Below are 22,902 nucleotides of genomic sequence, written 5' to 3'. Positions count from 1 at the left end.
GCGCCGGTACGCTTATGCCGCTGCGGGTTCCTGGCCGCTGAGCAAGGAACTGAAGCGTCGATCCCAGAAGTCGCGGACCGTCACCGGTTGGCGCAGCAGGCCGCTGTCATGGAAAAGATCGGCGATGCGCTGCTGGGCGGCGATGTCCTCGTCGCTGACCGGGAGCAGGCGACATGGCCGCTGGCGCTGGTCGAACTGTTGCAGGTAGAGGGTGCGGGAAATGCCGGTCAGGGTTTCGTTGCGCGCGGCCCAGGCCTGCGGATTGCGCTCCACCCAGTCCCACGTGGCACGCTCGCGTTCAAGGAAATCGGCGATCTGCGCCTGCTTGCCCGGTTGCGCCAGCACCTGCGCGCTGGTTGCGATCAGGTAATTGCCGCACTGGTAGCGGCTGGCGTCGGCGAGCAGTTCACCGTCCATGTGCGTCAGGGCCTGGAGCGCCCCGATGCCGCCGGCGATGATGGCGTCCAGGTGGCCGTTCTGGAAGGCGACCAGCGCATCCCGTGCTGGCATGGGGCGGGCCTGTACATCGTCAAGGGCGAGGCCGTTGTCGCGTAGCAGGTTGAGCATCAGGTAGTGGGTGTCGGTGGCGCGCACGAAACTGATGCGTTTGCCCTTCAGGTCGGCGATCGAGTGGATGCCGCTGCCGCGCTTGACGATCAGGCCGCTACGGTTCTGCTCGCCCTGGTAGCTGGCGATCAGCACCAGCGGATTGCCGGCGGCACTGGCGAACAACGGCAGCACCGGGCTCATGAAGGCGTAGTCGAGGCTACCGCTGGCGAAGGCTTCGAGGACCATGGCCCCGCCGGGAATGTCCACCCATTCCACGGGATAGGGCGTGGTGGCCTGACCGGCATCTCCGAGGAAGCTTGCGGCCTGGCCCTTGTAGCGCCAGACCCGCAGTGCCTTTGGGGTGTTCGCCAGCGCCGGAACCATGCCAGCGGCGAGGCCGAGCAGGGCGCTGCGCTGGATGAACCGGCGGCGGTAGAGGTCGATATTCATGGCTCAGTCCAGCAGATCTGGTTGTTGCTGGACGATACGGTCCCACAGTGGCAGGAAGTTCAACCACCCGAACAACTCCCGCTGGGCCGCATCGAAACTGTCCTCGCCCGCTTGCACAATACGTGGCTGGCCGGCGGAATACGCCAGCAGATGAGCGCGGGCGGTGTCATCGGCAAGGATAAAGCGCCATGCCGCGCTCTCCACGGTCCGGCCGGTGGTCCATAAGCCATGGTTCTGCCAGACCAGCAGGTTGTTGTTGGCGAAGGTCTCGACGAAGGCGTGGGCCACCAGGTCGCGATCGGCGGTGCACAGGGCATGGCGGTCGAACAGTACCTGCTCGCCGACAAAGGCCGAGGACTCGGCGGTGATCGGCTGGAACAGCTGGCCGAGGGACGACCAGACCCGGCCGTGGAAGCCGTGCAGATGAGCAATGCCGACTACCTCCGGGCGGGCCTTCTGCAACTCGTAGTGCAGTTCCAGGGCACTGGTGTTGAGCAGCCCGTCACCCTCCACGACCTGACCCTGACCGTTGACCCTCAGCAGATGGCTGGTGCGGATCTGCGAGAACGGCACGCCCAGCGGGTTGATCCAGTAGTGGTCTGTCTCGATCGGATCGCGGGCGGTGAAATGCCCAGCCAGGCCGACCTCGAAGCCCAGCTCGGCGAACAGCCTGTACGACGCAGCAAGGCGTTGCTTGCGGTGCAGGCGTTCGGCGTGGAGATCGGCGTGGGTGGTCGGGGCGCTGATTTGCAGGCGGTGGTTGTGGTTCGGCAGGCGGGTGATGCTACGGGTCATGGGGCGTACTCGCAGGTGGATGAATCGGGCGCCTCCACCGTGCGAGGGGTCGGGTCTGAAAGGACTGTAGCAAGGGCGCGCGAGGGGCAGAAATACTGTTTTGATCTATTTTTATTATTATTTTTCAGAATAAAAAACCAAATGAATATTTAACTACCGCATTTTAGTTCTGGACCCATAGTCGGCAGGGAACTCTGTAGGGGCGGGCTTGACCCGCGAAGCAAGCAGCGCGGTACGGCCCATCGCCGGCAAGCCAGCTCCCACAGGTACGGCGCATGGCTTGAGTTCAGTGCAATCGGTGTGGGAGATTCTATGGTCAGTGGCAATGTCATCAGGGTTGCCAGGTGCTCGCCACGGCATCTTCAGCGCCTGTGAGATCGAGCGCCGCCCGCGCGGCGCATCGCGAGCAAGCTCGCTCCTACATTTGTTTCGGGCCAGTAACACCTGTGCCAGGTGCGCGCGACCGCCTTGTTCGTACGACGCGATATCGAGCCATGCGCCAAAGCGTTCGCGCGCAAATCCCATAGGAATGATTGGCCCGAAACAGATGTAGGAGCGAGCTTGCTCGCGATGCGCCGCGCGGGCGGCGCTCGGTCTCACAGGCGCTGCATACCTTAAGGCCAACACCTGCCAGCCTTGACGCGATCCCTGTGGGGGCTGGCCCGCTCCCACAAGGTCAAGATCCCTACTAATTGCCCTTGGCAGCTTGCGTCGCCAAGCGCATGCCGAGGGTGGCGTTCGCTGACGCTGGCGCTTCTGTTCGTTGGGGTTTTTCCAGACCCAAGTGATCCCGCAAGGTGCTGCCCTGGTATTCCGTACGGAATATCCCGCGCCGCTGCAGCTCCGGCACCACCTGCTGGAGGAAGCGTTCAGCACCACCGGGCATGTACGGCGGCATCACCACGAAGCCATCGGCGGCGTGTTCGTCGAACCATTGCTGAATCTGATCGGCGACGGTTTGCGGCGAACCGATGAACTTGGCGAAGGCGAGGCTTGAGGCGTACCAGCGGCCCAGCTGTTCGAGGCTCCACCCGGCTTCGATGGCATTGCCGATCACCACGTCGAAACGGCCCTTGCTGCCGCGGATATGCTCGCGGATATCCGGTACCGGTGCTTTTGGGTCGTGCTGCGCCAGGTCGTAGTTCATGCTTGCCGACATGAACGCCAGGCCGGCGATGGGCAGGATCAACTCGTCCAGCTCGGCGGCCAGCGCCTGGGCCTGCTCATCGGTGTCGGCGATGATCGGGTACAAGCCTGGCAGCACTTTGACGGCCTCGACGCTGCGGCCGGCCGCCACCACCTGCTGCTTGAACTCGCGGTAGAAGGCCTTGGCTTTCTCCAGGGTCGACTGCACCGGGAAGATCACCTCGGCGTTATGTGCCGCCAGGGACTGGAATGCCGACGACACGCCTGCCTGGATCAGCACCGGATGGCCTTGTGGCGGGCGCGGCAGGTTAAGCGGGCCGCGCACCTTGAAGTGCTCGCCTCGGTGCTCGGCGTAGTGGATTTTGCTGGCGTCGGCGTAACGCCCGCTGCTTTTGTCCAGTAGCAGTGCATCGTCTGCCCAAGTGTCCCAGAGGCTGCGCACCACATCGAGAAACTCCTCGGCCTTGGCATAGCGTTCGGCATGGCCGAGGTGCTGATCGAGACCGAAGTTTCGCGCTTCGCCATCGTTGACCGAGGTCACCGCATTCCACGCCGCCCGCCCATGGCTGAAATGGTCCAGCGTGGCGAACTGCCGGGCGACGTGGAATGGCGGGTGGTAGCTGGTGGAAATGGTCGCGCCCAATCCGATGCGTGAGGTCAGCACACTGAGCGCCGAGAGCAGTGCCAACGGTTCTGGCGAGCCATTGGGGCGCCAGGTCACGGCGGCGTCGAAATTACCGCCGTGTATGTCGTCAAGCGCGAGTTTGTCTGCGACGAAGAGCATGTCCAGCTTGGCTGCCTCGGCCTGCTCGGCAATGCGCTGGTAGTAGCGAATATCCAGCGCATTGCCGATTTCGGCCTGGGGATGGCGCCATCCGGCCAGGTGCGAGCCCGCTTGAGTGACGAACAGCGCCAAGTGCAGCTTTCGCCCCATCACACGGCCTCCTGCTTGCGCACGCGGTGGGGGATGTCGTTGTCGGCGATCAACACCCGCTCCATCGCACGCTCGAAGTCGCCGTAGTTGTAGACCGGGTAATGCAGCAGCGCGCGGTTATCCCAGAAGGCGACCGTGCCCGGCGTCCATTTGAAACGCACCTGATACTCGGGGTTGCTGAACGCCTTGAGCAGCTCGGCGACCAGCGTGCGGCTTTCCTCAACCGACCAGCCAATCACCTGGGGTGACATGGAGAAGTTGATGAACAGGGCGTCTTCGCCGGTTTCCGGGTGGGTGCGCACCAGTGGGTGGGCAAGGATCGGGTAGGCATAGCCGACCTTGTCCAGCGACGCCTTGAAGTTGTGGGTGACGAAGAGGTTGTCGATGCGCGCCTTGAGCTCATCGGACAGGCCGCGGTAGACCAGGCCTGCATCGGCCCAGACCGTATCACCCCCCAACTCAGGCAGCGATACCGCGCGCAGCACCGCGCCGTAGGTCGGCTGGAGCAGCCAACTGGTGTCGGTGTGCCAGCGGCCCTTGGGTGCGTTGCCGTATGCCTCACGCGCTTCCTTGGCAAGGATCAGGTGGGCCTGGGGCTTGTTGCTGTCCTGCTTTTGGGTGGTGGGGTGTTCGTACAACTCGCCAAACTGGGCGGCGAAGGCGATCTGCTGTTCGCTGTTTATGTGCTGGTCGCGGAAGAAAAGCACCTTGTGCTTGAGCAGCAGGGCGTGGATTTCATCGCGCTGCGACGGGGAGAGCGGCTTGCTCAGGTCGACGCCGCTGATTTCGGCGCCGACGGTGGGCTCCAATTGGGTGACTTTGAGTGCTTCGGTGAGTGCGACAACGTTTTCTGCAGGCATGTTGCTGTCCTCTTGTGGTTACCAGTCGTAGGAAAGGCGTGCGTAATAGAAGGCGCCGTTGAGGCCGTAGGGGCTGAATGCTCCGTACTCATCGAGGTTGTTGATTTCGGTTGGGTTACCCGCCAGGTTGGTCCGCACCAGGTTTGGCGATTGTTTGTCGGGGCGCACGCCGAACAGGTTGTTGGCGCCAATAGCGGCCGACAGGTTGTCGGTGATCAGGTAGGTGATATCGAGGTCGGTGATCCACTTGGCGCTGAACTGCTTGTCGGCCGCAGCGGTTGTGCCAGCCTCGGTGTACTTGCCGTAGCGGGTCAGTTGCAGGTCGGTGATGAAGTCGCCGACACGCCAGTTGCTCCCGAGCACCAGCTTGTCGCGCGGGCTGCCCTCGGTCAGGTCGGTTTGTGCCTGGTGGCCGAAGGTTACGTAGTTGCGACCAAGCAGGGCGGCCGCGCCACTTTCCTTGATGTCGCGGATGGTGGTGCGGTTGTAGCTGTACAGCGCCGACCAACGCACCTGGCCAAAGCGGCCGTAGTCACTGTGCAGTTCACTGACCAGGTCAATACCATCGGTTCGGCTGTCGACGCCATTGAGGTTGTACTGCGCGGAGTAGGCGTCGCTGACCTGGATGATCTCGCTTTTGACGATGCGATCCTTGATTTCGATGCGGTAGGCATCGAGGGTTACGCGGGCATTGCGAGTCGGCTCCCAGGACAGGCCGATACTGAAGTTGGTCGATTTCTCCGGCTCCAGGTCCTTGGCGCCAAGGGCTTGAGCCTCGGCGCTGCCCGGTGGCAGGTAGCGGGCCTGGATTATGCGGGTGGTGCCATCGGCCTGGAGCACGCCGGTATTCTGCGTGACCGAGAAGATTTGCTGGGCCAGCGACGGCGCGCGAAAGCCGGTGTTGAAGGTGCCGCGCAAGGCCAGGCCTGGCGCCAACTCATAGCGGCTGGCGAGCTTGCCGCTGACGGTGTTGCCGGAGCTGTCATCGTAGTGCTCGAAGCGAAACGCGGCGCTGGTGTACAGGCGTTCGGTGAGGTTGCTGCCGGCGTCGATATAGAAGGCGTAGCTGTCGCGGTCCAGTGAGCCGGCATCGCCAGGCGAAGTGCCGGTGAACGATTGCAGGCCCGGCGAGGGCTGTTGCCCTGCGCGTGGATGGCCAACGGGGTAGACGTAGCCGCCGTCGCGATAGGAATCAGGTTCGCCGGCGCCTTGCAGGTATTTTTCCCAGCGGTGTTCGATACCCGCTGACAGTTGCAGGGGTTTGGGCAAGCCAATCTCGAAGGGCCGGGTGAAGTCGAGGTTGGTGGTCCACTGCTGAAACTCCTGGGCGCCGAGGTAGAACGAGGTCTTGCTGGCCGGGCCAATGGACGCGTTGAGGGTGTTTTGCGCGCCCAGGCGGACATCATCCTTGCCGTAGATGGTGGACAGGTCGTAGGCCCAGCCGGCGAGGTCGCCTTTGCCGCCAACGGCGACCTGGAAGTCCTTTTCGTCGATCAGCCGTTGTGCATGGAAACCGTCTGGGTAGATCTGCGGGATCGACGAGACGCTGGTGGCGCGGAAGCTACCGCGAGTGTCGACGATGCTGCGGTCGCTGTAGGTTGAGAACGAGTACAGCGTCAGGTCATCATTGATGGGCAGTTCGGCGTTGTAGGAGAGGTTGTAGACTTCGTCGCGGTTGGAGCGGCCATAGCCTTTCTCCAGCAGCCGATCGACCGACTCCTCGCGCGGGTCGGCCGCTGCGCCTGGCGTACCGAACGGTACTGACTGGCCGTTGAGTACCGGGTAGTACCACGCCCCTTGGGCATCGCCAGCGGCATAGGAGGGCCCTTGCAGGCGGATGTCCAGCGAGGTGTTGAAGAAACCGCCGTTGTCGCCAAGGCCGAAACCGCTGTTGATGCCGGTCTGGGTCAGGTCACCGGGTTTGTCCTCCTGCTGGCCGACGGTGACGCTGGCACTGCCACCGCTGGCCTGGCTTTTGAGGATGATATTGAGCACCCCGGCGATGGCGTCGGAGCCATATTGCGCCGAAGCGCCATCACGCAGCAGTTCGATACGCTCGATGGCCGAGGTGGGGATCAGATCGAGATCCACCGGTACGCTGCCGCTGGCGATACGCGCAAAGTTGTTGTAGACGGCGGTGTTATGACGACGCTTGCCGTTGACCAGCACCAGCAGGTGGTCGCCGGACAGGCCACGGATCGACACCGGGCGCACTGAGTTGGAGGTGCCGCCACCTGACTGCGCCGGTGCGTTGAACGATGGCACGATACGCCCAAGGGCCTCGCGCAAGCTGGCCTTGCCGGTTTTGCGGATTTGCTCGCCGCTGATGATATCGATGGGCGATGGGCTGTCGGCCACGGTCAGGGTGTTGCTGCGGTTGCCGGTGGAGATCACCGATACCGTGTCGAGTACGGTGTCCTGGGCCCAGGAGCTTGCTGGTAGTGCCAGGCAGAGCAGCGACAGGGCATAGGGAAGACGATTTTCGGGACGAACGAATCCTTGCGCGCGCATTGGCCGCATCCTTTTCAGTTGAGGGAGTGGCTTGTTATCGGGCAGATGCCAGTCTGTTAAGCCTTATGGGGAGCTAATGGGGCTGCTGTGCAGCCCTTCGCGGGCAAGCCCGCTCCCACAGAAAATGCGCATTCCCCTGTGGGAGCGGGCTTGCCCGCGAACACCGGCGAAGCCGGTGCCATCCCCACAAATCAGGCGCTTCTGGCCACCTTCTCGGTAGCTCCCAGCGCCCCATCCACCGCATCAATGATCACCTGCGCTTCACTGCGCACCAGCCAGTCCGGGCTGACCTCGGCAAAGTGCACGCGCTTGTCCGTGCCGATAACCACCACGGTTGGCTGCGGCAGCTCCCACGTCCCGGTGCCGGTAACTTCGCCGATCCCTGGCCCCTTGCTCAACGAAGCTTGGCGCGAAGCCTCGTCGAACTCATAGAGCACACCAAGGCGCCGGGCCAGGGCGTTGTCCTTGTCGCTGGCGACTTGCAGGCTCAGGTTGTGCCTGGTCTTGATGTCAACCAGACGCTCCGGCACCTGCGGGCTGATTGCCACCAGGGGTACGCCGCGCGCCTGCAGCGCCGGTTGCAGGTTGCGCTCGTAGTAGGGGATGGCGATGTTACATGCAGGGCAGCCGGCAAAGCGGAAGAACACCAGCACGGCAGGGCCATCGGCCACCAGTTGGTCGAGGCTTAGCGAGCCGCCCTCGACCCTGAGTAGCTCGAACGCCGCGATGCTGTCACCGGCCCTGACGAACTGGTCATGGCGTGCTTTATCGACCAGCGTCTGGCGCTGGTCGATATTCACTTTCAGCGCCTCGGGTGCCCAGGTGCGCACGCGCTCGGCGTGCAGTTCGGCCAGCAGCCCATTGAGCGATTCACTCATGCCACTTCTCCTTGTGCACGGCGCAGGGTATTGCGGTTGGTGGGCACCGCCAGGCCGAAGCTTTCGCGCAGGGTGCTGCCGTCGTATTCTCGTCGCACCAGGCCACGGGCCTGCAACAGTGGTACGACGTATTCTGCGAAATAAGCCAGGCCGTCGGGCAGCAGCGAGTTGATGATGAAACCGTCGGCTGCGCCGTCTTCGAACCAGTCCTGCAAGGCGTTGGCGACTTCCTCTGGCGTGCCGACGAAATCACGGCGCGGACGTGAAAAGTGCAGGGCCACTTCACGCAGGGTCAGGTTTTCATCCCGGGCCTGCTGTTTGATGCGGTCAGAGCCGCCTTTCTGGCTGTTGCTGCCCAAGTCGCCGAGGTCGGGGAAGGGGGCGTCCAGATCGTGTTTGGAGAAGTCGTAATCATTGAACGGGCGCCCCAGGGCGACGATGGCGTCTTCGATGGTCACCAACTCGACAGCCTGTTGGTAACGGCTTTCCACCTCTTCGGCATCGCGGCCGATAATCGGGCGAATGCCGGGCAGGATGAAAAGCTCGTCCGGGTTGCGACCGGCCTTGGCGGCACGCTGCTTGAGGTCCGCGTAGTAGGTGCGGGCGTCGGTGAACGATTCCGGGCTGACGAAGATCGCATCGGCATTCTGCGCGGCGAAGTTGCGGCCATCCTCGGAGGTGCCTGCCTGGAAGATCAACGGCTGGCCTTGGCGCGAGCGCTGTATGTTCAGCGGGCCTTTGACCTTGAAAAACTCGCCCTGATGATTAAGGGCGTGGAGTTTATCCGGGTCAAAAAATTCGCCGCTTTGCTTGTTTCGTGTAAAGGCATCGTCTTCCCAGGAATCCCACAAGCCTTTGACCACGTTCACATGCTCGCGGGCAATACGGTAGCGGGTGGCATGCGGCGGGTGCTCCGCCTTGCCGAAGTTGTCGGCAGTGCCAGACAGCCACGAGGTGACCACGTTCCAGCCGGCGCGACCGCCGCTGATCTGATCCAGCGACGCGAACTGGCGGGCGACCTGGAACGGCTCGGTGTAGCTGACCGTCACGGTGGCCACCAGGCCGATGTGCTCCGTCACTGCCGCCAGCGCCGACAGCACGGTCAGCGGCTCGAAGCGGTTGAGGTAGTGCGGGCTGGACTTGGCATGAATATGCAGGCTGTCGGCGATGAAGGCAAAGTCGAACCTGGCCCCCTCGGCCAACTGGGCCTGCTGCTTGTAGAAGCCGAAGTTGACACTGGCATCGGCCAGCGCGTCCGGGTGGCGCCATTCGCCCCAACCATGGCCGACACCATGAATCATTGCACCGAGTTTGATCTGTCGTTTGCTCATGCGGGCTCTCCGAATTTGAATAGGCTTATTGCTGCTTCTGTGTCGAGGCTGCCAGCTGCTTGTCCTGCAGGTGACGGCTGGCGTTGAAACTCTTGTCGAAACCTTGGCTGACATTCACTGGCCGCGTCAGTACGCCCTCGGCCAGATAGGTGTCGGCGGTGTTCTGCAGGTTGGCGATGACCGCGTCGGTAATGGCTACGGGCTGGAAATCGGTGTTGCTGGCCGAGGCCAGATGCACTTCCACCGGCAGGCCGGTGACCTTGGCCTGGGCCTGGGCGTATTCGCGTGGGTGGCTGTTGACCCAGCTCCAGGCGCGGTCGATGCGCTGCACGAAGTCGTCGAGTTGCGGGCGTTTGTCCGCAATGGCTTTGCTGGTGGCTGCGAGGTAAAGGTGGTTGGTCAGCAGGTCGTCACCCTTGCGCAAGATGCGCGCGCCGTTTTGGGTGATGGCGATGGTGGTGTACGGGTCCCAGGTCGACCAGGCGTCTGCGTTGCCGCTTTCCAGGGCACTGCGTGCGTCGGTGGGCAGCAGGTTGACGAAGGTCACGTCGCTGGTTTTCAGGCCGGCATCCTGCAGTGCGCGGATCACCAGGAAGTGGCCGATGGAGCCGCGATTGGTGACGATGCGCTTACCCTTGAGGTCGGTTACGCTTTTCAGGGGGGAATCCTTGGGTACCAGGATCGAGGTGCTGAAGCGGCCGTCGGCATGGGTGATGCTGACCGTTTTCAGAGGCGCGCCTGCACCAAGGGCGAACACGTAGGGCGCGTCGCCCAGGGCGCCGATATCGACGGCCTCGGCATTCAATGCCTCCCCCAGGGGGGCGGCGGCAGCGAATTCGGAGAAGTCGATGCGATAGGGCACATCGTTCAACTCGCCAGCGGCTTCGAGCAACACCTTGAGCGATGACTTCTGGTTTGCCACGCGCAGCGGTTCCAGGCCTGCGGCGCTGGCAAGGTTTGCAAGCAGTACGCTGGCGCTGAGCAGGCTGGTCATGAACGTGCGGATCAGCATGGAATGTCTCCTGTCAGTTTTTCGAAAGGCTGCGGGCGAGGACGAAGATTTCCTCCATGCGCCAGTGCTGGTTGGTGTAGCGCGGGTCATCGGCCCATTCGTGCCAGCCAGAGTCGCGCCGGTATTGGCCGAGCAGGCCACTGGCGCGGATCTGCGCGGGGTCGACGCTGACCGCGTGGTCGCTGGCGGGGTGCACGTAGATGGCGTCGCTGTTGCAATACAGCTCACACATGAAGCAGGTCTGGCAGTCGGCCTGGCGGGCGATGGTCGGCAGGCCGTCGATGCCTACGGCGAGCACGTCTGTCGGGCAGGCGACCACGCATTGATTACAACCGTCGCAACGGTCGCTGAGGATCAGTTCGATCATGCCGGCACCTGCGCGTGGGCCTGCAGCGGATCGCGGCGTACCCAGGGCGCATCCAGGCCACCGCTGCGTAAATGCAGGTCAAAGCTTGCAAGCTGTTGGGGCACATCGCTGCGCTGATGGATGCCACGGCTTTCTTTGCGCTCCAGCGCCGCGCCATAGCACCAGCGGGCACTGGCGAGCATGGCGGCGGTCTCCCGCCAGCGCAGTTGCGCGGCTGGATCACGGGCGCCACGCTGTTCACGCAGGCGGTCCCAACTGTTGCTCAGCTCGGCCAGGGAGCGCTGCAATTGTGTACCCGTACGAAACAGGTTTTTGTCGTAGGGGTGCATTTCGTTCTGCACGGTGCTGACCAGATCGCTACTGCCTTGGCGGTCGTCGCCAAGAGGCAGCAGGCCGACGCGTGCGGTGCCGTAGCAGGTGCCGGTGCGTAGCGGGTGTTGACGGGCATGCAGCGCAGCGCCACGGCCAGCCCACTGCCCGCTGGACAGCGCCCATGACGAATTCACCGCGCCGCCGCCAGAAATAGCGCCTGTCACTTTTTCGCGGCTGGCTGCATCACCTGCGGCGAACAGGCCGGGCAGGCGGGTTTGGCAATGTTCGTCGACCAGGCGCAGGCCGCCGACACCACGGACAGTGCCCTCGCCATGCAGGGTCACGGCAAACTTCTCGCGGTAGGGGTCTATCCCTAAGCGGTCGAACGGCAGCATCAGGTTCGGCTGCACATAGGGCAGGCGTGCGCGAATGTCGTGAGGGATGCGATCCAGGCGGCAATACACTGGCCCTTCGAGCAGGGCACGGGCCAGCGATTCGTTGAAATCGGGCCCCTGGCTGATCGGCATTTCGCGGCCGCTGGCATCGAAATAGCGGCCAAAGGTGTAAACCATCGAGCGGGTCATGCTGCTGCCAGCCGGGGCAATGCAGTAGTAGCTGGAGAACTCCATGCCGGACAGCTCGGCACCGGCTTCGACGCCCATCAGGTAGCCGTCGCCGGTGTTGTTCTGGCTGCCCAGCAGGCGTGAGTGAAAGGCACAGCCACCAGTGGCAAGCACCACCGCAGGGGCCCGCACCTCCCATTCGCGCTGCTGCTGGCGCTGCAGGCCTCGGGCGCCGGCCAGCTCGCCGTTGCCGTCCTTTAGCAACTCCAGCGCAGGGCTGTGGTCGAGCAGGGTGACGCCATGCTCCAGCGCCAATTGACGCATGGCACGCATGTATTCCGGGCCACGCAGGGCGCGGTACTGCTTCTCGCCTTGCGGGTTTTCTGGAAAGTGATAGAGGCGGTCGAGGCTTGGTAGCGTTTGCCAGGTGGTGTCCAGGATGCGCGCCATCCAGTTGGCATCGCCGAGCCCGGCGGCGCTGGCTATACGCTTGTCGATGGCCGCTTGACGCTGCTCGGGCGGCACCCACCAATGCCCCGGCCCTGCCGTGGCGGTTACACCGCTGGTGCCGCAGAAACCCTTTTCGGTGAGCACCACGCGTGCGCCTTCCCGGGCTGCTGCGACCGCAGCCCAGGTGCCCGCCAGGCCTCCACCGATCACCAGCACGTCGGCGTCGATCTGTAGCGTTGGGGCACTGGTGGTGAGCGGGGAGGTCATGGGTTGCTTGCTCCTGGAGTGGGTCGTAGGGACGTCCTCCGCCAGGAATGGGGTCGGTCTGAAATCAACCATATCTTTCTAAGAAACGGCTGTGAAAGTCTTTTTGGCTCTAAGCTAATTATGTAATTAACTGATTTAACAGAATCTATAATATCAGATAACGGCATTTAAAGATTGCGTGCTCTTTGTGCCTTCAGGGCATGGCAGGCCCGGTTTTGTGCGTCTGATGGGTGCCAGCGCTTGACCCCAGCTGTTTGCAGGTGTGCGGCGCAAGGCAGTGCGTAGCGGCGACAAGGCTGTAGTGGATCGCTCGGGGTACCAGCGACTCTGTTCGGGGAAATGTCGGCTAGATGGCGATTGCGCTGAGTGGATAGCCCGGCGCGATAAACGGGTTGTGGTCTCGGCCAAGGCCGTCCGGGTCGTCCTTATCAACACCGAGCAAGGCCAGCAGGCGTGTGCGGATGGTGTTGAAACCCAATTGGCCGTTGTCGCGGGGGCGGTGCAGGTCGACACGCAGTTCTTCGGCGATGCGCCCGTGCTGCAACACGATGATGCGGTCGGCCAGCAGGATGGCTTCGTCGACGTCATGGGTAACCAGCAGCACCGCCGGGGTATGTGCCTGCCAGAGGTCGATGATCAGCCGGTGCATGCGGATGCGGGTCAGGGCATCGAGCGCCGCGAAGGGTTCGTCGAGCAGCAGCAGCTTGGGTTCGCGCACCAGGCTGCGCGCCAGCGCTACGCGCTGCGATTCACCGCCAGACAGGGTGGCTGGAAATGCCTCCAGGCGATGGGCCAGGCCCACTTCGGTAAGCGCCTGCACGGCGCGCTCCTTGGGGTTGTTCACCCGCAGGCCCAGGGTGACGTTTTTCCAAGCGCGCTTCCAAGGCATCAGCCGCGGTTCCTGGAACACGGCGGAGCGTGCCTGCGGCGCGTTCAGTTCACCGCCATCAATGGCATCAAGGCCAGCCAAGGCGCGCAGCAGGGTGGTCTTGCCCGAGCCGCTAGCACCGAGCAGGGCGACGAATTCGCCAGGCGCGATGTCCAGGTCGAGGCCATCGATGACACGATTTTCGCCGAACTGGCGCACTACGCCGCGTAGGCTCACGGCTGGCTGATAGTTGAACTGGCTTTGCGCATTCATCGCATCAGGTCCTTACGAAAGAGGGCCGCCAGGCCAGGGCGAGGCGTTCAAGGGTGCGAATCAGGCCGTCAATCAGCAGGCCAAGCACGCTGTAGATCAGCAGGCAGATGACGATCACGTCGGTGCGCATGAAGTCGCGGGCGTCGCTGGCCAGGTAACCGATGCCGGCGGTGGTGTTGATCTGCTCGACGAACACCAGGGCCAGCCAGGAAATGCCCAGCGAGTAGCGCAGGCCAACGAAAAACGACGGCAGGGCACCAGGCAGGATCACGTGCCAGATCAACTCGCGGCGGCTAAGCCCCAAGGTGTTGGCGGCCTCGACCAGTTTCGGGTCGATATTGCGGATGCCGGCGAACAGGTTGAGATAGATCGGAAAGGTCGTGCCCATGACGATCAGCGCTACCTTGGTGAATTCGCCGATGCCGAACCAGAGGATGAACAGCGGCACCAGGGCCAGCGACGGAATAGTGCGCAGCATCTGCATCGGTGAGTCGAGGGCGATTTCACCGCGCCTCGACAGGCCGGCAATCAACGCTACTGTCACGCCGATGGCCACGCCAATACTTAACCCGGTGACCGCCCGTTGCAGGGAAACCAGCAGGTGTCGCAACAGCTCACCGCTGCGGATCAGCTCCCACAGCGTGCCGCCGATTTCACTTGGCGCGGCGATCACCCGGGCTGGAATCAGCCCGGCGCGCGAGGCAATTTCCCAGATCAGCAAAATGGCCAGCGGGCTTAACAGGCGCAGTAAAACGTCTGGGGCTGACCACCTTTTTGCTAAGCGGTGCGCAGGCTTGCTGACCTGGATAGTAGTGGCGTGCGTCATGAAAACTCCCCGGAGATCAGTAGATATAGCTTTGCCCATGGGCAGGCGGCGGCAGAGTCGAGCAGGGTGCGGTTGGCGAACAGCAGGGTAAGGCGAGGGTATCGGCAGGTTGCGTCATGGGTCTCTCGTTACGGGCGCAGATGGCAGGCGGGAGCCTGTTGGGTTGTGTAGCGCCCCAGTGTGAGAGGTGGCTTTTGGGAGACCGTATGCTTATAAGTGCTAGGTGTAAAAGTACTTTTGATTCTAAGCTAATTATCAGTTTTATTGAGTTAATATGAATTGCATTATGCGCTTATCGAATTTTAATGGGTGTGTGGGGTTGCCGGTTGCAGGCATTGCGCCGCTACATTCTCCAAAGCGTGCCGCTTACGCCTTGGGCCCGTCCCAGTCGCTACGCGTCGCAGCAGTCAGCGCATCCCAGTCATCAGGAGGGTTGGCGCGGCCCAGCATCTTCTCGAATACGGCGTAGGGATCGGATTTGCTGCCTGCCCACCTTAGGGATTTTCGACGTTGGCCCATGCATAGACGATGACCTTGGACCTTGAGTCGTAGCGAAAGAACAGCCGAAAGCGCCTGCCGATTTTTGCCCGCCGCCAGTGTCGGTAAACGGTGCCCGGCGTGTTGCCTTGCAGGAACTCATCACGGCCCGGGTCTGCAGGCACAGCCTCCATGATCAGATGGCCCAATGCCCGAAACAGCTTCACGTTAGCGTTGCTTTCAAAACCCTGTGGGTCGTTCTGCTCGGCCCGGGCGGCGGCTTCTTGCAATTTGCGTAGCTGTAAAGTCACACATTCATGAAACAACAGTGTCCAGCCATGTAGCACCATCAGATCGCGACCTCACCGTCGATCTCTTCGTCCAGGTTTACAGGGTGGTTTGCGTTGGCGAGCATGGTTTGCGCCAAGTCTTCCGGCAGGTTTGTGAGGTTGCGTCCGCTGCGGATATCAGCCTCCAGCAAACCCAGGAATGCACCGATGGCAGGGTCTTCGTGGGCGGTTTCTACACGGCTGACCACAATTTCACCGCCGCGTACGTCGAATGCGATCTTGCCACCTTTGTCAATGCCCAGTAGCTGGCGAACGGATTTGGGTAGCGTTACCTGGCCCTTCGAGGTCAACGTGGCGATTTCGTGGATGGCAGGCATGAGCGTTCTCCCGGATGTATTGGCTGAGTGGTAAGGAATAATCCTTACACGGTCAATCTTGGATCTCTGATGATCAACCACAAGCAGCCTGCCGATACTGTCCTACAGTAAGATCTGCGTGCACTAAGGTCTCAGAACAATAGTGTGGTGATTCGCTGGTTTGAGGTGATTGCTGGCGAGAGTGAGATGCAGCTGAATTGATCTGGTCTCTGGGTCTTAGGTGAATCCCAGATCCACTGATGAGCCCTTTGAGGACATAAACTCATGCCTCAGCCTACCGTAACGCAAGAAACCGTCTCGGCGTTCCAAACCCAAGACGTACGTGGCCGCAGGTTCAAGGCCATTTTTGACTATCTGGTTCAACAAGGCCTAAAGCCGGAAGGTAAGTCGAATTCCGAGACACTTGCTTTCCAGTATCGCGGCGCGGATGGGAACCAGATGGATGTACTTGCCTTCCGCCGAGGTAACAACGATGTCCTTTCTTTTCCGCGTTCTTACTGGCGCAGCCGTTCGGATCGACGCGAGGCGCTCTGTGAGCCGTTTGACTATTCGGAAAGGCCATCGGTGGCCACTGGGGTAGTGGGCTCTACAAACTATTCGGTTGGGCAATTGATAATCAAATCAGCGACCCAAGATCGCGTCATGGCTGTTTGTGCAGCCGTGTGCTTCGATCTGATGAATGAATTGGCCTCATCGAGTGAATAATGTGGAGTAAGCAGTGGCCCCGGCTGAAAGTGAATGGATCTCCATGGCCTATGAAACTCCCGGAGCTGATGAGATGAAGAGCCTGCCCGAGACCTAAAGACTATCAGGATCCCCAAAGAACATTTGGGCATTCATATAAATCAAAAGGTTATGAATGGGGAATTGGTTTTGTACCCCCAGATGTACCCCTTTTAACAGCAGCTTCGGGTGGATTACAGTGGACGCGCCGAGGGGCTGGCCTCGAACGCGCAATTCCTCACCCAGTTGGTACGCGTCGCAGCAATCAGCGCATCCCAGTCATCAGGAGGTTTGCCGCGGCCCAGCATCTTCTCGAATACGGCGTATGGATCGGATTTGCTGCCTGCGGACCGTAGGGTACTTTCGTCGTTGACCCATGCATAGACGATGACCTTGGATCTTGAGTCGTAGCGAGAACAGCGCGAAAGTGCCTGCCGGTTTTTGCGCGGCGCCAATGTCGGTAGGCAGTGCCCAGCGTGTTGCCTTGGGGGTTATGTATGCCTGTATCGCCCGGCACAGCTATTGGACTGGGTTCTGGCACAAGACAACAAGATGCATCCTTGGTGCTTACGAATGGCGAGATTCTGATGACTGCTAGTATGATTGGGCAACCAATGGCCGCCTAAAACAGCATCACTACGGACCCGCCCAGTTGCAAGCCAGTGGTGGATGGGGCTGGTCCTAATATCACTTCAAGGATTCCAATGGCACGTCAGAGCATCGATGATCGGGTTGAGCGACTTAACAAAGGGTGTTGCCCCATCCATGGCATCGACATGCCACAGGTCGACCGAGTTGGGGAGAGTGGTGTTAGACACTGGCTCGTTGAATGCCCAAGGCTTGACTGCGAGGTGCAAGGTCTCTCCCAGCAACCCGATGGGCCCGTTGAGCTCCTGCCGGCTTTCCAGGTACTGATAGGGCGCAGCCAGGTATGACTTCGTGAAGCAGGTCGTCTATCGAACCCTCGGTATGGGAGACCGCTTCTACCAGGATCACCAGTGGTGGGTGAAACTGGATGACAAGTCCGCCCGACACGCCAGCCAGGCAATGTACGTCGACATGCGGCCGGCTTCGAAGGTGCTGGTCAGAGGAGATGATCCCACGCCAACTGGCCCGGGATCTGATGCCCGCCGGAAAATGGAGAAGCGCGAGGGGGTCTTTCTCCTGCTTGGCATCTTTTTTGAGTCCTTCAAGTGGTTCGGCTAGCCCGACCCTTGGCTAGCGTGCCAGTGCCTTGAAAGCACGGTAGTGTGTTTCGAGGAACAACAGCCTGGGCCTGGGCGTGAAACTGAACAGTCGTATCCCATGATATGCCCTGTACACAGGGTCATTGATGGAGTTAGCGACCACTACCTCGAGGGTTTCCGGATTGATCGACACCAGGTGCGCGTCGAACAGCCTATGCAGGTCTACCCGGAGCAATAGTCCATTGCTCACATCATCCGACTGATCCCCCCGGTACGGGATGACGTGTGCGGCCTCGACCAGGGCGCTGATGTCGCAGCCGCTGATGCAGCACCTCCCGCCATATCGCGTAATCACGTCTTCGCGGAAGTTCGCCTGGCCAGTCCTCACGACAGAAACCTGTGCGCGCATCGTCCGCCGATCGGCATGCAGCAGCTCGAGCTCCCGTGAAGGCAGGGGAGCTGTCAGGGATCCCGCGGCAGGATTCTCTAGAGGAAGCGTATCGGAGAGGTCAATCACGAGCTCGTGGGAGAGCATCGCCCTGTAGCTAGGTTTGGTCGTCGATTCGGTCTTCAGGGCGCGCAGGATGGCCAGCGTTTCCGCCGCGGCCTCAAGCGAGGCGAAGCTGTCTGGACGGTTATCCCAGGCTTGTCGCAGCGCGTCGATGCCCAGCCCCCGAACTGCCTGCAGGTCGTACAGGTTCGCGCCAGCGCCTCCGGCGTCAAGGTCAAGCACGGCCTCATCAACTAACCCAGTCTGTGAAGCCGGCCCTTGTTCTTCCTCGCCAGGGAACAACGCAACGACCTCAGGGTGCCAACGGTAAGCGGTTTCGCCGGCGTAATGGTCGTCGGTACCGGTGACGAGACGGTATAGCGCATAGAGCTCCGCCGCGGCCTCCACAGATCCACAAGACTCTGTTCGGTAGACCCAGGCGGCAGCTATGTCCTCTTCAGTAAACTCCAGCAGATCTGCTACCTCCAGCGCATAGAGGTATCGCGGTGCTTCAGCCGGCCGGGGACCGTAGACGCGTGGCCCAGGGTCGTGAAGCGCGAGTTTGGGGCGCGGAGAGTCATCATCCAGAAAAGGTAATGACTGTGTAAGCCCGTGATGCAGCCAAGCGCTTGACCGTTGCTGGCGCAGGTGCTCCATGTCGGCCTGCAGGTACTGGTCGAAGGATCGCACGTGATTTAGCCAGTCGAGGTAGCCGTGAAGGCGCTCTCGCGGTCGAGGGAAGGGCTTGAACGGCTTTTCCTTGGAGATTTCAGAAAGGCGCCTACTTGAGGTTGTCATCGGTCTTCCGTCACCGCACTTGGAGTGCAACAGTGTGTGGTGCCGGCAGTATCGGTGAACGGGGAGGGTATGCCTACTGCTCTTGGCAATTCCGCCGAAACACCGCGGTACGGTACTCCCCTCCGCACCTTTGACACCGTCCAAATAGTACACTCGCAGTGACTTGTACTGGGACTGATCTTGCCTTGGGGTAAACCATGCGAATTACAGCCTCTCACATCGTCGATTGGGCGAACACTCATGCAAAGGAGGCGCAAGCGGCGCTGCCACGCTTGATCAGGCGGCTTTGCTACGAGCCGTCGGTGACTGCTCTCATAACGTTCCCAGCGGGCGATTCCACTTACGTTCCCGGGTGGGATGGAACAGTTTTCCATCAAGAGGGTAATGCATGGATTCCGCTCGGTTTGTCTCGATGGGAAATCGGCTGCGATCAAGACGTCCAGGCAAAAGCTAATTCGGATTATCAGAAACGTGTTGAAAAAGTCGATCAGCAAGAGCGTTATAAAACGGTTTTTGTATTTGTGACGCCGAGGCGTTGGGCAAAAAAGGCTGAATGGTTAGCTCAAAAGAAGGGGCAACGAGAGTGGGCAGACGTTAGAGCCTATGACGCGGATGACTTGGAGCAATGGCTCGAGCAAACCCCGGCAGTGTCTTTGCAATTTGCCGAAGAGATAGGTCTCGCCGGTTGGGGGGTTGTAAGCATTGCGAGCTTTTGGGATGGCTGGGCTCGCCAGTGCGTTCCCGAGATCACACCTGATGCATTGGTTATGGGACGAGCGCTGGCGCTGAATGCTCTGAATGAAAAACTCCGCTCCGCAGCGGCTGATAACGATGTGATGAATCCGCTATCAATCAGAGCTGACAGTATGGACGAAGCTGCAGCCTTTGTGGTGGCGGCGACAATGGCTTCGGGAGAGTTGAGGCATCAGGCACTGGTAGTAATTGATCCTGCTGGCTGGCGATATGTTGAAGCCAATCCTCAGATTCGCATCGCAATCGTCGCTCGAGCAGAGATAGCAAGTCATCCCATCATGCGTAAAGGGCTTCGAGTGATCGTTCCCTACGCCTCCGGTGATATGGCGGGTAGACCGAACGGAGACGAACTGGTACTGGAGCGACCGAGTATTTACGACTTCGAAAAGGCTCTCGTTCACACGGGGATGGAGGAGTCCGATGCCAAAAGGTATGCGCTCAGTACAGGGCGGTCCTGGACGGTACTGCGTCGCCAACGGGCTACCAACCCTGCGATCCGTCGCCCTGGCTGGTTAGATTCCCTTCACTCGGCAAGCTTGCCTCTTCTGTGCCTGCTTGGGGCTTGGAAGTCTGATTCCCTGGCTGACAGACAGATAATTGAGCGCATTGCCGATCGGACGTATGAAGATGTAGAGGTTGATTTACGCCAACTCGCCAGAGTGGATGATGCACCGGTACTAAATATCGGTATGGTCTGGAAGGCCAAATCACCGCTGGAGCTCCTCACTCAGTGTGGCGACCGAATCACTAGCGGTCAGTTAGATAGATTTTTTGCTATTGCCCAAGAGATCCTCAGTATCCCTGATCCGCAGTTGGAGCTGCCGGAGGAAGAGCGTTGGCTGGCTCAGGTTAGTGGTCGAGTACATCAATATTCCAGTCTGCTGTTCGAGTCGATTTGTGACTCACTTCTGAAGCTGGCGGTGCGCGGTGAGGAACAACCAGGGCTTCAGTCGCTTCGCATAGAGCAGCGCGTTTCGTCGCTCATTCTGAGTTTGCTCGATGGTGCCGATGGTTGTCGCTGGTTGTCGTTAGCTTCGTACTTGCCGACTTTGGCAGAAGCAGCACCTGATGAATTTATCCGGGCCGTTCAAAAAAGTCTCGGCCTGGCGGGTGCGCCTGTGACTCTACTCATCACCGAGTCAGCGAGCTCGGGTGGATTTGGCGGTCGTTGCTGGCATGCTGAATTGCTCTGGGCGCTAGAGATGCTCGGCTGGGCGCCGCGGCGGCTCGGCCCAGTTTCACTGATTCTTGCTCGCCTCCGTGATGTGCCTATGAAAGGAAATTGGGGAAACAAACCTAGTGAGAGTCTGCTCAGTTTGTTCCGATCCTGGTATCCCCAGACAGCGGCCAGTTTGGAAGAGCGTATCAAGGTCCTTGATTTTCTGATTAACAAAGCACCCGACGCGAGCTTCAGCTTACTGCTGGGTTTGGTCGGGCGGGGTCCTAATGGTGCGTTTCTGACCCACAGACCGAAGTGGCGGGATGATGATGCCGGTGCTGGTCGTGGTGCTAGCCGAGAGGAGGCAGCCGCGATGGTCCTCGCTGCCAAGGAACGGTTGTTGACGATGAGCGTCGGGGATGCCTCTAGAACGGTGCGAGTCATCAAGAAGATTAATCTTGTCGATGAGTTGGATAATTTGCTTTTACTGCTAGCGCCATTTCTATTAGATGGGGCTGCCGATGGGGACCGTGAGGCTATCCGTGCGGAGCTGCGAAGCATAATTTACTGGCACAAAAACTATTCGGATGAACCGGTCGCAGAGCTAGAGAGTAAATTACAAGTTGTAAGCGGTGTTTACGAACGGCTTGTTGCTAAAGACGTGGTGCTGCGACACCAATGGTTGTTTGACAATTACTGGTTGGAAATGCCTGAAAAAGATCAGGATGATGGAATCGAAGCCAAGGGTCTGGCCGTCTTAGAGTTACGGGTCTCGGCATTGAGTCAGGTATACGAGTTTTATTCAATGCAAGGGGTTAATCGGCTCATCTGCGAATGCGCTGAGCCTGGCATTGTTGGATCTACGCTGACCAGGGTTGGGTGGATAAATCCAGTTGAAATTGCCGATTGGTTATTTTCGGAAGATGCAGATTTTTTGAAGTCTTCATCGATGGCAAGGTGCTTGGTTGGGATATTCGAATCGTATTCAGTATCAACAGCCGACGAGCTACTCCAGAAGCTGATCTGTTTAGGGCTGCAGCATAATTGGAAAGTGGACAGGTTGGCCAAGTTACTGGCTTTGGCAGTAGCAAAGCCTGCTACATGGCGGATAGTGGAGGAGTGCGGGCCTGAGGTTTCGGCTGCCTATTGGCAGCAAGTGAATGTCTCTCCCAGAGCAGATGAGATTCCAGGGTATGTTATGGAGCAGTTGCTGACAGTCAAGCGACCATTAAGTGCGCTTCATTACTGTCAGTATGCGATCGAAAAAACGGACCCGCATCAGCTGCTTGCGGCCCTTGAACTGTTCTTAACCCAAGGTGGGGAGGGGGAGGCCAGGCTCGAAAGCTGGCATCTTGAGAAGATGATCGAACGTTTAGAGGCCTGCAAAGAGATAGACCGGATGAGACTGGTGCGACTTGAGTTTGGCCTATTCCCGTTGCTTCGTTATGGTCGAGAAAGCAAGGCGGCGCTTCTTTATGAAGCCCTTACGACTCAGCCCGAAATTTTCAAAGAATTGATTTGCATGGTGTTCGCTCCGGAGAATGGAGAGCGGGAGCTAGTTGACGATCTGGCTAAGGCTGCCGCAAAACGTGCCTACAGTATTCTGCACTCATGTCGTCGGTTGCCCGGTGTGCAGGACGATGGGCACATCGATAGAAACGTTCTAATTGAGTTCGCCGAATCGACTCGCAGCCTGTGCCGTGACGCCGACAGGCTAACGATGTGTGATCAGACATTGGGAGAAATACTTGCTCATGCTCCTGCTGACGCGGATGGGGCCTGGCCATGCGAACCAGTCAGAGAGGTACTGGATGACTTCGGCGTAGAGCAAATGAGAAAAGGGTTTTTCATTGGTTGCTTCAACAAGCGTGGTGTAACCACTAGGTCCATGTGGGATGGTGGGGAGCAGGAAAGGACCCTAGCGGAGACGTACCGAGGACACGCAGAGCGGGTTCGTTTTTCACACCCTAATGTGGCTGCTGTTCTGGATGACCTGGCCAAAGACTATGAGCTCGATGGCAGGCGGGAGGACACAGCGGCAGACTTGAGGAAAGAAGGCCTCTGATTCTTAAGCCCGCATCGGTTTATGTACCATGTGGCGGGCACCCGGGTTCGGAGGGGGCAGCAGCATTGGTTGGGCTCAATCGGGCCGGCAGGTTTACTAGGCTCTGTCTGAAATCCCAAGAAACTCAAATATGGCCCTGGAGCAGCTTGGGTTCTGTACAGTCGCCGACCATCTACGGAAAGGAATTCTGT

16 protein-coding genes and 3 pseudogenes are annotated in these 22,902 nt (G+C 60.1%); 3 read left to right on the top strand and 16 right to left on the bottom strand.

What is annotated here, in order from left to right:
• Window positions 1–12 precede the first annotated feature (12 nt).
• The 14 genes and pseudogenes from ACFY9W_RS21085 to ACFY9W_RS21020 form a co-directional block, all read right to left on the bottom strand.
• Window positions 13–999, bottom strand: coding sequence for an ABC transporter substrate-binding protein (locus ACFY9W_RS21085; protein WP_391134118.1), 987 nt, complete (start codon window positions 997–999; stop codon window positions 13–15).
• Between the two features lie 3 nt (window positions 1,000–1,002).
• Window positions 1,003–1,794 carry a class II aldolase/adducin family protein gene (locus ACFY9W_RS21080; RefSeq protein ID WP_391134116.1) on the bottom strand — a complete coding sequence of 264 codons (792 nt, stop codon included), beginning with the start codon at window positions 1,792–1,794 and terminating at the stop codon, window positions 1,003–1,005.
• A 688-nt stretch (window positions 1,795–2,482) separates the two neighbouring features.
• Entirely contained in the window at window positions 2,483–3,874 is a 1,392-nt protein-coding gene (locus tag ACFY9W_RS21075) for an NtaA/DmoA family FMN-dependent monooxygenase (protein WP_391134114.1), read from the bottom strand.
• Window positions 3,874–4,734 carry a TauD/TfdA family dioxygenase gene (locus ACFY9W_RS21070; RefSeq protein WP_391134111.1) on the bottom strand — a complete coding sequence of 287 codons (861 nt, stop codon included), beginning with the start codon at window positions 4,732–4,734 and terminating at the stop codon, window positions 3,874–3,876. Before ACFY9W_RS21070 ends, ACFY9W_RS21075 begins: the two co-directional genes overlap by 1 nt.
• Before the next feature lie 18 nt (window positions 4,735–4,752).
• Window positions 4,753–7,245 carry a TonB-dependent receptor domain-containing protein gene (locus ACFY9W_RS21065; RefSeq protein WP_391134108.1) on the bottom strand — a complete coding sequence of 831 codons (2,493 nt, stop codon included), beginning with the start codon at window positions 7,243–7,245 and terminating at the stop codon, window positions 4,753–4,755.
• 191 nt (window positions 7,246–7,436) lie between these two features.
• The gene (locus tag ACFY9W_RS21060) at window positions 7,437–8,123 is read right to left on the bottom strand and encodes a redoxin domain-containing protein (protein ID WP_391134105.1); all 687 of its coding nucleotides are present in this window, start codon (window positions 8,121–8,123) and stop codon (window positions 7,437–7,439) included.
• Entirely contained in the window at window positions 8,120–9,454 is a 1,335-nt protein-coding gene (locus tag ACFY9W_RS21055; protein WP_391134102.1) for an NtaA/DmoA family FMN-dependent monooxygenase, read from the bottom strand. The genes ACFY9W_RS21060 and ACFY9W_RS21055 overlap by 4 nt, the downstream gene beginning before the upstream one ends.
• Window positions 9,455–9,479: 25 nt before the next feature.
• The gene (locus ACFY9W_RS21050; protein WP_391134302.1) at window positions 9,480–10,463 is read right to left on the bottom strand and encodes an aliphatic sulfonate ABC transporter substrate-binding protein; all 984 of its coding nucleotides are present in this window, start codon (window positions 10,461–10,463) and stop codon (window positions 9,480–9,482) included.
• Window positions 10,464–10,479: 16 nt separating this feature from the next.
• Window positions 10,480–10,833 (bottom strand): 4Fe-4S binding protein, encoded by a 354-nt coding sequence (locus ACFY9W_RS21045; RefSeq protein WP_391134099.1) that lies wholly within the window; start codon window positions 10,831–10,833, stop codon window positions 10,480–10,482.
• Complete coding sequence (locus tag ACFY9W_RS21040; protein ID WP_391134096.1) at window positions 10,830–12,425, bottom strand: FAD-dependent oxidoreductase; 1,596 nt, start codon at window positions 12,423–12,425, stop codon at window positions 10,830–10,832. Before ACFY9W_RS21040 ends, ACFY9W_RS21045 begins: the two co-directional genes overlap by 4 nt.
• A 346-nt stretch (window positions 12,426–12,771) precedes the next feature.
• Window positions 12,772–13,566, bottom strand: coding sequence for an ATP-binding cassette domain-containing protein (locus tag ACFY9W_RS21035; protein ID WP_391134093.1), 795 nt, complete (start codon window positions 13,564–13,566; stop codon window positions 12,772–12,774).
• Between the two features lie 4 nt (window positions 13,567–13,570).
• Window positions 13,571–14,320 (bottom strand): annotated as a pseudogene (locus tag ACFY9W_RS21030) (ABC transporter permease); the annotation flags it as partial.
• A 438-nt stretch (window positions 14,321–14,758) separates the two neighbouring features.
• Window positions 14,759–15,219, bottom strand: a pseudogene (locus tag ACFY9W_RS21025) (type II toxin-antitoxin system YhaV family toxin).
• A complete protein-coding gene (locus ACFY9W_RS21020) occupies window positions 15,219–15,536 on the bottom strand; it encodes a type II toxin-antitoxin system PrlF family antitoxin (RefSeq protein ID WP_391134091.1) in 318 nt (105 codons plus the stop codon). Before ACFY9W_RS21020 ends, ACFY9W_RS21025 begins: the two are co-directional and overlap by 1 nt.
• Before the next feature lie 264 nt (window positions 15,537–15,800).
• On the opposite strand from ACFY9W_RS21020, the gene ACFY9W_RS21015 reads away from it, so the two are divergent.
• On the top strand, window positions 15,801–16,241 hold the full coding sequence (locus tag ACFY9W_RS21015; protein ID WP_391134088.1) for a hypothetical protein: 441 nt from the start codon (window positions 15,801–15,803) through the stop codon (window positions 16,239–16,241).
• A 212-nt stretch (window positions 16,242–16,453) separates the two neighbouring features.
• On the opposite strand, the pseudogene ACFY9W_RS21010 reads toward ACFY9W_RS21015, so the two are convergent.
• A pseudogene (locus ACFY9W_RS21010) lies at window positions 16,454–16,779 on the bottom strand (type II toxin-antitoxin system YhaV family toxin); the annotation flags it as partial.
• Between the two features lie 419 nt (window positions 16,780–17,198).
• Between ACFY9W_RS21010 and ACFY9W_RS21005 the strand changes: the two are divergent.
• Entirely contained in the window at window positions 17,199–17,465 is a 267-nt protein-coding gene (locus ACFY9W_RS21005) for a hypothetical protein (RefSeq protein WP_391134086.1), read from the top strand.
• Between the two features lie 12 nt (window positions 17,466–17,477).
• Here ACFY9W_RS21005 and ACFY9W_RS21000 read toward each other — a convergent pair whose 3' ends face one another.
• Window positions 17,478–18,734, bottom strand: a complete 1,257-nt coding sequence (locus ACFY9W_RS21000) for an HNH endonuclease (protein WP_391134083.1) — start codon at window positions 18,732–18,734, stop codon at window positions 17,478–17,480.
• 197 nt (window positions 18,735–18,931) lie between these two features.
• Here ACFY9W_RS21000 and ACFY9W_RS20995 point away from each other — a divergent pair, with 197 nt between their 5' ends.
• Window positions 18,932–22,711, top strand: coding sequence for a hypothetical protein (locus ACFY9W_RS20995; protein ID WP_391134080.1), 3,780 nt, complete (start codon window positions 18,932–18,934; stop codon window positions 22,709–22,711).
• Window positions 22,712–22,902 lie beyond the last annotated feature (191 nt).

The organism is Pseudomonas sp. NPDC008258 (assembly GCF_042956345.1).
Classification (GTDB): Bacteria; Pseudomonadota; Gammaproteobacteria; order Pseudomonadales; family Pseudomonadaceae; genus Aquipseudomonas.
Note: the sequence above shows the minus strand (reverse complement) of the source record. Positions and strands in the feature narration are given on the sequence as shown.

Bases quoted from the DNA above. Each gene is read 5' to 3' on its own strand.
- ACFY9W_RS21000 (WP_391134083.1), bottom strand. From the start codon at position 18,734: ATGACAACCTCAAGTAGGCGCCTTTCTGAAATCTCCAAGGAAAAGCCG.
- ACFY9W_RS21040 (WP_391134096.1), bottom strand. From the start codon at position 12,425: ATGACCTCCCCGCTCACCACCAGTGCCCCAACGCTACAGATCGACGCC.
- ACFY9W_RS21075 (WP_391134114.1), bottom strand. From the start codon at position 3,874: ATGGGGCGAAAGCTGCACTTGGCGCTGTTCGTCACTCAAGCGGGCTCG.
- ACFY9W_RS20995 (WP_391134080.1), top strand. From the start codon at position 18,932: ATGCGAATTACAGCCTCTCACATCGTCGATTGGGCGAACACTCATGCA.
- ACFY9W_RS21065 (WP_391134108.1), bottom strand. From the start codon at position 7,245: ATGCGCGCGCAAGGATTCGTTCGTCCCGAAAATCGTCTTCCCTATGCC.
- ACFY9W_RS21060 (WP_391134105.1), bottom strand. From the start codon at position 8,123: ATGAGTGAATCGCTCAATGGGCTGCTGGCCGAACTGCACGCCGAGCGC.
- ACFY9W_RS21015 (WP_391134088.1), top strand. From the start codon at position 15,801: ATGCCTCAGCCTACCGTAACGCAAGAAACCGTCTCGGCGTTCCAAACC.
- ACFY9W_RS21085 (WP_391134118.1), bottom strand. From the start codon at position 999: ATGAATATCGACCTCTACCGCCGCCGGTTCATCCAGCGCAGCGCCCTG.
- ACFY9W_RS21070 (WP_391134111.1), bottom strand. From the start codon at position 4,734: ATGCCTGCAGAAAACGTTGTCGCACTCACCGAAGCACTCAAAGTCACC.
- ACFY9W_RS21080 (WP_391134116.1), bottom strand. From the start codon at position 1,794: ATGACCCGTAGCATCACCCGCCTGCCGAACCACAACCACCGCCTGCAA.
- ACFY9W_RS21035 (WP_391134093.1), bottom strand. From the start codon at position 13,566: ATGAATGCGCAAAGCCAGTTCAACTATCAGCCAGCCGTGAGCCTACGC.
- ACFY9W_RS21055 (WP_391134102.1), bottom strand. From the start codon at position 9,454: ATGAGCAAACGACAGATCAAACTCGGTGCAATGATTCATGGTGTCGGC.
- ACFY9W_RS21045 (WP_391134099.1), bottom strand. From the start codon at position 10,833: ATGATCGAACTGATCCTCAGCGACCGTTGCGACGGTTGTAATCAATGC.
- ACFY9W_RS21020 (WP_391134091.1), bottom strand. From the start codon at position 15,536: ATGCCTGCCATCCACGAAATCGCCACGTTGACCTCGAAGGGCCAGGTA.